Here is a 9,399-nt window from a genome sequence, read left to right on the forward strand (position 1 = left end):
GGTGGTGGAGTTGCCGGATGCGGACGGGGTGGTGTTCACCGGCCGGATCTCGCTGAAGACACACCCATGGCTCGACGACCACCGCGTCGGCGGGAACCCGCTCGTCCCGGGCACAGTCCTGCTCGAACTCGCCGCCCGCGCAGGTGAAGAGGTCGGCCACCCGGTGGTCGACGAGCTGGTGATCGAGGCTCCGGCCGTCCTGCCCGAGCAGGGCGAACTGAAGCTGCAGGTGACCGTGGCCGGCCCCGACGAGACCGGACGGCGCCCGCTCACCGTGCACTCACGGCGAGCGGACAGCGCGGACGGAGCGCCCTGGACCCGGCACGTCAGCGGTCTGCTCGCGTCCGAACCGGACACGGAGACACCGGACTTCGACCTCGCCCAGTGGCCGCCGGTGGGGGCGGAGCCGGTGGATGTGGCTGGTTTCTATGAGGGGTTGGCGGGGCGTGGTTACGAGTACGGTCCGTCGTTCCAGGGGTTGAAGGCGGCCTGGAGGCGCGGTGGCGAGGTCTTCGCCGAAGTGGCACTCCCGGAAGAGCTGCGAGCCGAGGCCGGACAGTACGGCCTGCACCCCGCACTCCTCGACGCGGCGTTGCAGGCGACCAACCTCGGAGCCGCCCCTCGGGCCCAGGAGGGCAACGTACTGCTCCCGTTCGCCTGGAACGACTTCAGCCTGCACGCACTGGGCGCCGGCAACCTCCGTATCCGCGCCGTGGCCTCGGCTCCTGATGCCGTCTCGTTGGTGGTGGCGGATGGGTTGGGGGTTGTGGTGGCTGTGGTGGGGTCGTTGGTGTTGCGGCCGGTGGGTGTGGGGGAGTTGTCGTCGGTGGGGGTGGCGGCGGTTGAGTCGTTGTTCCGGGTGGAGTGGGTTCCGGTTCCGGTGGTGGGTGGGTCGGGTGGTGTGGTGCCGGATGAGGCGGTGCTTGATCTGACGGGGGTGCCGGATTCGGGTGATCCGGTGGTGGTGCGTGGGGTGGTTGCTGGGGTGTTGGAGTCGGTTCAGGGGTGGTTGGGGCAGCCGTCGGGCTCGGGTGGTGGTTCGCGGTTGGTGGTGGTGACGCGGGGTGTGGTGTCGGGTTCGTCGGTGGTGTCGGCGGTGTGGGGGTTGGTGCGGTCGGTGCAGGTGGAGCATCCGGGGCGAGTGGTGCTGGTCGATGCCGGTGATGCCGTGGATGGGTGGCGGGAGCGGTTGGGCGCGGTGGTCGCTTCGGGGGAGCCGCAGGTGGTGCTCGGGGATGAGGGGTTGGTGCGGGCGCCGCGGTTGGGGCGGGTGCGGGCCGAAGCGGTGGGCGGGGTGGACGAGGCCGGTCTGGCGGAGTCCGGTCTGTCGGCGGTGGGGCCGGACGGTTCTGTTCTGGTGACGGGTGGGACGGGGTTGTTGGGTGGGTTTGTGGCGCGTCATGTGGTGGTGCGTCATGGGGTGCGGAGTGTGGTGTTGGTGTCGCGTCGGGGCGATGCGGCGCCTGGGGCCGCTGAGTTGGCGGCGGAGTTGGAGGGCTTGGGCGCGCGGGTGACGTTTGTCGCGGCGGACGTGTCGCGTCGGGAGGAGGTGGAGCGGGTGCTGGGGGCGGTGCCGGTGGAGTTTCCGTTGCGGGGTGTGGTGCATGCGGCGGGGGCGTTGGACGACGGGGTGGTGGCGTCGTTGTCGGAGGAACGCCTGGGGTCGGTGTTCGGTCCGAAGGCGGATACGGCGTGGCATCTGCATGAGCTGACCGAGGGTCTGGGTCTGGTGGCGTTCGTGTTGTTCTCCTCGGGTGCGGGGGTGTTCGGGAGTGCAGGGCAGGCGAACTACGCGGCGGCGAACGGCTATCTGGACGGGTTGGCGGTGCGGCGGCGGGCTGCGGGGTTGGCGGGGGTGTCGTTGGCGTGGGGGTTGTGGGCTGATGCGAGTGGGATGACGGGTCATCTGGGCGGAGCGGATCGTGCGCGGATGAGCCGTGGCGGTCTGGTGGGGCTGGGTGAGGGTGAGGGGATGGCGCTGCTGGATGCGGCGCTGTCGGCGGGCAGTGAGGTGTTGGTGCTGGCGCGCTTCGATTTCGGGGTGTTGCGGGGACAGGCGGTGTCGGGTGAGTTGCCGGTGTTGTTGCGGAACTTGGTGCGGGTGCCGCGCCGGGTGGTGGAGTCGGGTGTTGAGGAGGGTGGTCCGGTACTGGCCCGGCGACTGGCCGCACTCACCGAAACCGAACAGCTCAACCAGCTCCTGGACCTGGTACGCGGCAATGCCGCCGCCGTCCTCGGGCACGCCACCGTGGACAGCATCAAGGCGACGCAGCAGCTGAAGGAGGTGGGCTTCGACTCGCTCACCGCGGTCGAGCTGCGCAACCGGCTGACCGAGGCCACGGGTGTACGGCTGCCCGCCACCCTCGTCTTCGACCACCCCACCCCCGCCGCACTCGCCGAGCACCTTCGGGATCGGCTCGACATCGCGGACAGCGCGCCCACACCGACCGTGCTCCTCGAACTCGCCACATTGGAAAAGGCGTTGGCCACCGCCACTGTCAACGCGGACGTGCACGGCAAGGTCTCGGCACGGCTCCAGGTACTCGTCGACCGGTGGGACAGCCTTCTCGGCGACGCCGGTGACGACGGCGAGGCCGAGAAGGTCGACATCGAATCGGCGACCGACGACGAGATCTTCGAACTGATCGACAAGGAGCTCGGACTGTCCTGAGGGACTCCGTCAGCGCGCGCTCGGCCACATCCAGGGGAGAGGCTCAAGGGGAGAAGTATGTCCAACGACGAAAAGCTGCGCGACTACCTCAAGCGGGTGCTGTCCGACCTTCAGCAGACCCGCAAGAAGCTCCGCGATCTCGACGCGGAGGCGACAGAGCCGATCGCGATCGTGGGGATGGGGTGCCGGCTGCCGGGCGGAGTCACCTCCCCCGAGGAGCTGTGGCGGCTGGTCGAGGACGGCACCGACGCGTTGACCGGCTTTCCCGGCGACCGCGGCTGGGACCTGGACAATCTCTTCGACCCCGACCCGGGCCGGACCGGCCGCACCTATGTCGACCAGGGCGGATTCCTGGACGGGGCGGGCGACTTCGACGCCGAGCTGTTCGGGATCTCTCCCCGTGAGGCTCTCGCGGTGGACCCGCAGCAGCGGCTGATGCTCGAAGTGTCCTGGGAAGTGGTCGAGCGGGCCGGAATCAACCCGGCCGCGCTGAAGGGCCAGGACGTCGGTGTCTTCTCGGGGCTGATGTTCCACGACTACGCCGACAACGTCGAAGAGCTCCCGGACGGCCTGGAAGGGTACTTCGGGATAGGCAACTCCGGCAGCGTGCTGTCCGGCCGGGTCTCCTACGTCCTGGGGCTCGAAGGGCCGTCGGTCACCGTGGACACGGCCTGCTCCTCGTCGCTGGTCGCCGTGCATCTCGCCGCTCAGGCGCTGCGGAGCGGCGAGTGCTCCATGGCGCTCGCGGGCGGTGTCGCCGTCATGTCGACGCCCGAGGTCTTCGTGGACTTCAGCCGACAGCGCGGACTGGCGTCGAACGGCCGCTGCAAGGCGTTCTCCGACTCCGCCGACGGAACCGGACTTGCCGAGGGTGCGGTGGTTCTGTTGTTGGAGCGGTTGTCGGATGCGCGGCGTGCGGGGCGTCGGGTGTTGGCGGTGGTGCGTGGTTCTGCGGTGAATCAGGATGGTGCGTCGAATGGGTTGACGGCGCCGAACGGTCCGTCGCAGGAGCGGGTGATCCGGGCGGCGTTGGCGGGTGCGCGGGTGTCGGCCGCCGATGTGGATGTGGTGGAGGCCCATGGGACGGGCACGACCCTGGGTGATCCGATCGAGGCGCAGGCGTTGCTGGCGACCTACGGTCAGGAGCATTCGGCTGAACGGCCTTTGTGGCTGGGGTCGTTGAAGTCGAACATCGGGCATACGCAGGCGGCTGCGGGTGTGGCGGGGATCATCAAGATGGTCGAGGCGCTGCGGCACGGTGTGCTGCCGCGGACGTTGCACGTCGATGCGCCGTCGTCGCACGTGGACTGGTCCTCGGGTGCGGTGGAACTCCTGACGGAGGCGCGTGAGTGGCCGAAGGTGGACCGGCCGCGCCGGGCAGGTGTGTCGTCGTTCGGGGTGAGTGGCACCAACGCCCACGTCATCCTGGAGCAAGTCCCCGAACTCGTCGACGTACCCGAGGAGTTGGCCCAGGAGCCGGCGCCCCCCGTGGTGCCGTGGCCCGTGTCGGGCCGTGGGACCGGTGCGCTCGCCGCGCAGGCCGCGCGGCTGGCGGCGTTCGTGCGCGACGCGGGTGACGTCCCGGTTGCCGAGGTCGGCCGGGCGCTGGCGTACACCCGCGCCCAACTCGACGACCGCGCCGTCGTCCTGGCCGCGACGCCGGCCGAGGGCCTCGCCGGGCTCGACGCGCTGGCCGACGGGACACCGGCACCCCACGTGGTCACCGGCACCGCCGACGTCGAGGGGAAGAAGGTGTTTGTCTTCGCCGGCCAGGGTTCCCAGTGGGCCGGCATGGGGCTCGAACTCCTGGAGAACTCACCGGTGTTCGCCCGGGCGATGGACGCCGTCGCCGAGGCACTCGCTCCGCACATCGACTGGTCGCTCCTCGACGTGCTCCGCGGCACCGAGGGCGCGCCCCCGCTGGACCGGCCGGACGTCGTACAGGTCGTCCTGTTCGCCGTCGCGGTCTCCCTCACCAGGCTGTGGCAGCACTACGGGGTGACTCCGGACGCCGTCATCGGCCACTCCCAGGGCGAGGTCGCCGCGGCGCACATATCGGGCGCGCTCTCGCTGGAGGACGCGGCCCAGGTGATCGCCGTACGCAGTTCGACGGCCGTCGGCAGCCTCGCGGGCAGCGGGGGTCTCGCCTCGCTCGCCCTCTCGCGCGAGAAGGCGGTCGCCCGCATCGCACGCTGGGAGGGCCGCATCGAGCTGGCGGCCGTCAACAGCCCCTCCGCCGTGGTCGTCGGAGGCCTGCCCGAGGCACTCGACGAACTGGTCGCGGAACTCCAGGCCGAGGACATCCCGGCCCGCCGTGTCGACTCCGCCGTCTACGCCTCGCACACCTCGTACGTGGAGAGCGCCCGGGAGGACATCCTGACGGCGCTGGCCGACGTGAAGCCGTCGCAGCCCGTCATCCCCTTCTTCTCGACCTGCGACGGCGCCTGGATGAACGGCCCCGGCTTCGACGCCGAATACTGGTACCGGAACCTGCGCCGGACCGTCGACTTCGCCGGAGCCGTCGAAACCCTCGCCGAGAACGGGTTCCGCGTCTTCGTGGAACCCAGCCCGCACCCCGTGCTGACCACCAGCGTCCAGGCGGTGCTGGAACAGAACGAGGACATATCGGCAGTGGTCACCGGATCACTGCGCCGTGACGACGGCGGACTCCGGCGGTTCCTGGCATCGGTCGCCCAACTCCACACCGCGGGCGTGGCCGTGGACTGGTCCGAGGCCTTCGGTACGAGCGCGCACGCCTATCTGGAACTGCCGACCTACTCCTTCCGCAACCAGCGGTACTGGCTCTCGCCCGACCCCGGAGCCGTCACCGCCGGCGGTGACGCCAACGCCATCGGTCTTGTCCCCGCCGAACACCCGCTGCTCGGCGCCGTGACCGGTGTGGCGGACGGCGGCGGACTGCTCTTCTCCAGCAGGCTGTCCCTCACCACCCACCCCTGGCTGCGTGACCACGCGGCGTCGGGTGTCTGCCTGCTGCCCGCCACCGCGCTCCTCGAACTCGCCGTCCGCGCGGGCGAGGAGGTCGGCCACCGCTTCGTGGACGAGCTGGTGATCGAGGCGCCGCTCGTCCTGCCGCCGACCGGCGGAGTGCACGTCCAGGTCACCCTGAGCGAGCCCGACGGTACGGCGCGCCGGGCGGTCGCCATCCATTCGCGTCCCGACGACGCCCTCGTCGACGCTCCGTGGTCCCGGCACGCCACCGGCTTCCTGGCCCAGGAAGGACCGGCCCCCGTCACCGACCTCGCCCAGTGGCCGCCGGTGGGGGCGGAGCCGGTGGATGTGGCTGGTTTCTATGAGGGGTTGGCGGGGCGTGGTTATGAGTACGGTCCGTCGTTCCAGGGGTTGAAGGCGGCCTGGAAGCGCGGTGACGAGGTCTTCGCGGAACTCGCGCTCCCCGAGGAACAGGAACCGGAGGCCGGTCGCTACACCCTGCACCCCGCCCTCTTCGACGCGGCGTTGCAGGCCACCAACTTCGCGGGCATCCCCGACCCGGAGCCCGGAAACCTGCTGCTGCCGTTCGCCTGGAACGAGGTCACCGTCCACGCGGCCGGCGCCTCGGTCCTCCGTCTGAAGGCGACTCCCATCGGCACCGACGGCTTCTCGTTGGTGGTGGCGGATGGGTTGGGGGTTGTGGTGGCTGTGGTGGGGTCGTTGGTGTTGCGGCCGGTGGGTGTGGGTGAGTTGTCGTCGGTGGGGGTGGCGGCGGTTGAGTCGTTGTTCCGGGTGGAGTGGGTTCCGGTTCCGGTTCCGGTGGTGGGTGGGTCGGGTGGTGTGGTGCCGGATGAGGCGGTGCTTGATCTGACGGGGGTGGCGGACAGCGGTGATCCGGTGGTGGTGCGTGGGGTGGTTGCTGGGGTGTTGGAGTCGGTTCAGGGGTGGTTGGGGGGTTCGCCCGGGTCGCGGTTGGTGGTGGTGACGCGGGGTGTGGTGTCGGGTTCGTCGGTGGTGTCGGCGGTGTGGGGGTTGGTGCGGTCGGTGCAGGTGGAGCATCCAGGGCGGGTGGTGCTGGTGGATGCGGGGGACGTGGTCGGGAGTGCGTGGCGGGAGCGGTTGGGGGCTGTAGTGGCTTCGGGGGAGCCGCAGGTGGTGCTCGGCGGCGAGGGCGGGGCGAGCGTGCCCCGGTTGGCGCGGGTGCGGGCCGATGTGGTGGATGGCGGTCTGTCGGAGGTTGGTGGAGACGGTTCTGTTCTGGTGACGGGTGGGACGGGGTTGTTGGGTGGTTTTGTGGCGCGTCATGTGGTGGTGCGTCATGGGGTGCGGAGTGTGGTGTTGGTGTCGCGTCGGGGCGATGCGGCGCCTGGGGCTGCTGAGTTGGCGGCGGAGTTGGAGGGTCTGGGCGCGCGGGTGACGTTTGTTGCGGCGGATGTTTCCCGGCGGGAGGAGGTGGAGCGGGTCCTGGGGGCGGTGCCGGTGGAGTTTCCGTTGCGGGGTGTGGTGCATGCGGCGGGGGCGTTGGACGACGGGGTGGTGGCGTCGTTGTCGGAGGAACGCCTGGGGTCGGTGTTCGGTCCGAAGGCGGATACGGCGTGGCATCTGCATGAGCTGACCGAGGGTCTGGGTCTGGTGGCGTTCGTGTTGTTCTCCTCGGGTGCGGGGGTGTTCGGGAGTGCGGGGCAGGCGAACTACGCGGCGGCGAACGGCTATCTGGACGGGTTGGCGGTGCGGCGGCGGGCTGCCGGCTTGCCGGGGGTGTCGTTGGCGTGGGGGTTGTGGGCTGATGCGAGTGGGATGACGGGTCACCTGGGCGGAGCGGATCGTGCGCGGATGAGCCGGGGCGGTCTGGTGGGGCTGGGTGAGGGTGAGGGGATGGCGCTGCTGGATGCGGCGCTGTCGGTGGGGGATGGGGTGTTGGTGCCCGCGCGCTTCGATTTCGGGGTGTTGCGGGGACAGGCGGTGTCGGGTGAGTTGCCGGTGTTGTTGCGGAATCTGGTGCGGGTGCCGCGCCGGGTGGTGGAGTCGGGTGTTGAGGAGGGCGGGCCGGTATTGGCCCGGCGGCTGGCCGCACTCACCGAAACCGAACAGAACCGGTTCCTCGTCAACCTGGTGCGTACGAACGCGGCGACCGTCCTGGGGCATGCCACCCCCGACACGATCAGCGTGCGAAGGGCCTTCAAAGAGGTGGGCTTCGACTCGCTCACCGCGGTCGAGCTGCGCAACCGGCTGACCGACGCGACCGGGGTGCGGCTGCCCGCCACCCTCGTCTTCGACCACCCCACCCCCGCCGCACTCGCGCAGCGGCTGCGCCAGGAACTCCTGCCCGGGAACGGTCGTACGAACGGTTCCGGGAGCAACGGCGACGGCGCACAGGAAGCGCTCGGGAGCGAGGCCGGGATCGACGAGGCGGAGATCCGCCACGCCCTGGCCACCGTGCCCATCAGCCGGCTGCGTGAACTGGGCGTGCTCCAGGAGCTGTTGAGGTCTGCGGCTCCGCGGGCGACGACCGTGCCCGACGAGGGCCCCGGTGACGCCGAACTGATCGCCGACATGGACGTGAGCGACCTTGTCGAGCGGGCGCTCGGCACCAGCACCAACTGACCGATCCGTGACGACCGGAGGAATCCGCATGACCACCCCGTACGACAAGCTCGTGGAGGCTCTGCGGGCCTCCCTGCTGGAGAACGAGCGGCTGGCACGCGAGAACCAAAGGATCACCGCGGCCACTGCGGAACCGATCGCGATCGTGGGGATGGGCTGCCGGCTGCCGGGCGGGGTGGGTTCGCCGGAGGAGTTGTGGCGGCTGGTGTCCGAGGAGCGGGAGGGGCTGGTGGACTTTCCGGCCGACCGCGGCTGGGACCTCGACAACCTCTTCGACCCCGACCCCGGCAAACCCGGTAAGTCGTACGTCAGTCGAGGCGGCTTCCTGGAAGAGGCCGGCGACTTCGACGCCGGGTTCTTCGGGATCTCCCCGCGTGAGGCGCTGGCGATGGACCCGCAGCAGCGGCTGATGCTCGAAGTGTCCTGGGAGGCGCTGGAACGCGCCGGCCTCGCGCCGACCTCGCTCAAGGGTCAGGACGTCGGGGTGTTCTCGGGCGTGATGTACCACGACTACGCGAGCAAACTGGACCAGGCTCCCGAAGGCCTCGAAGGCTTTCTCGGCACGGGCAACTCGGGAAGCGTCGTGACCGGTCGGGTGTCGTACGCGCTGGGGCTTGAGGGTCCGGCGGTGACGGTGGACACGGCCTGCTCGTCGTCCCTGGTCGCCATCCATCTCGCGGCTCAGTCACTGCGGAGCGGCGAGTGCTCGATGGCCCTCGCGGGCGGCGTCGCGGTGCTCGCCCACCCCGGTTCGTTCGTGGAGTTCTCGCGGCAGCGCGGGCTGGCCGTGGACGGTCGGTGCAAGGCGTTTGCGGACGCGGCGGACGGCACGGGGTGGGCCGAGGGTGCTGGTGTTCTGCTTCTTGAGCGGTTGTCGGATGCGCGGCGCAACGGGCACGAAGTGCTGGCGGTGGTGCGTGGTTCTGCGGTGAATCAGGATGGTGCGTCGAATGGGTTGACGGCGCCGAATGGTCCGTCGCAGGAGCGGGTGATCCGGGCGGCGTTGGCGAGTGCGCGGGTGTCTGCTGCTGATGTGGATGTGGTGGAGGCGCACGGGACGGGCACGACGTTGGGTGATCCGATCGAGGCGCAGGCGTTGTTGGCGACCTACGGTCAGGAGCACACCACTGAACGGCCTTTGTGGTTGGGGTCGTTGAAGTCGAACATCGGTCATG

General features: G+C 70.1%; 3 protein-coding genes. All 3 read left to right on the forward strand.

Annotation, left to right across the window (positions count from 1 at the left end; translation table 11 throughout):
* Positions 1 to 4 precede the first annotated feature (4 nt).
* Positions 5 to 2,671 (forward strand): type I polyketide synthase, encoded by a 2,667-nt coding sequence (locus SSP08S_RS57955; RefSeq protein WP_281176187.1) that lies wholly within the window; start codon positions 5 to 7, stop codon positions 2,669 to 2,671.
* Positions 2,672 to 2,728: 57 nt separating this feature from the next.
* The gene (locus tag SSP08S_RS54105) at positions 2,729 to 8,224 is read left to right on the forward strand and encodes a type I polyketide synthase (protein WP_019075974.1); all 5,496 of its coding nucleotides are present in this window, start codon (positions 2,729 to 2,731) and stop codon (positions 8,222 to 8,224) included.
* A gap of 52 nt (positions 8,225 to 8,276) precedes the next feature.
* Positions 8,277 to 9,399 (forward strand): beta-ketoacyl synthase N-terminal-like domain-containing protein (locus tag SSP08S_RS54110; protein WP_439654614.1); only part of this gene is annotated, 1,123 nt, incomplete at its 3' end.

It is taken from the genome of Streptomyces hokutonensis (genome assembly GCF_000376565.1).
Taxonomy (GTDB): Bacteria; Actinomycetota; Actinomycetes; order Streptomycetales; family Streptomycetaceae; genus Streptomyces; species Streptomyces hokutonensis.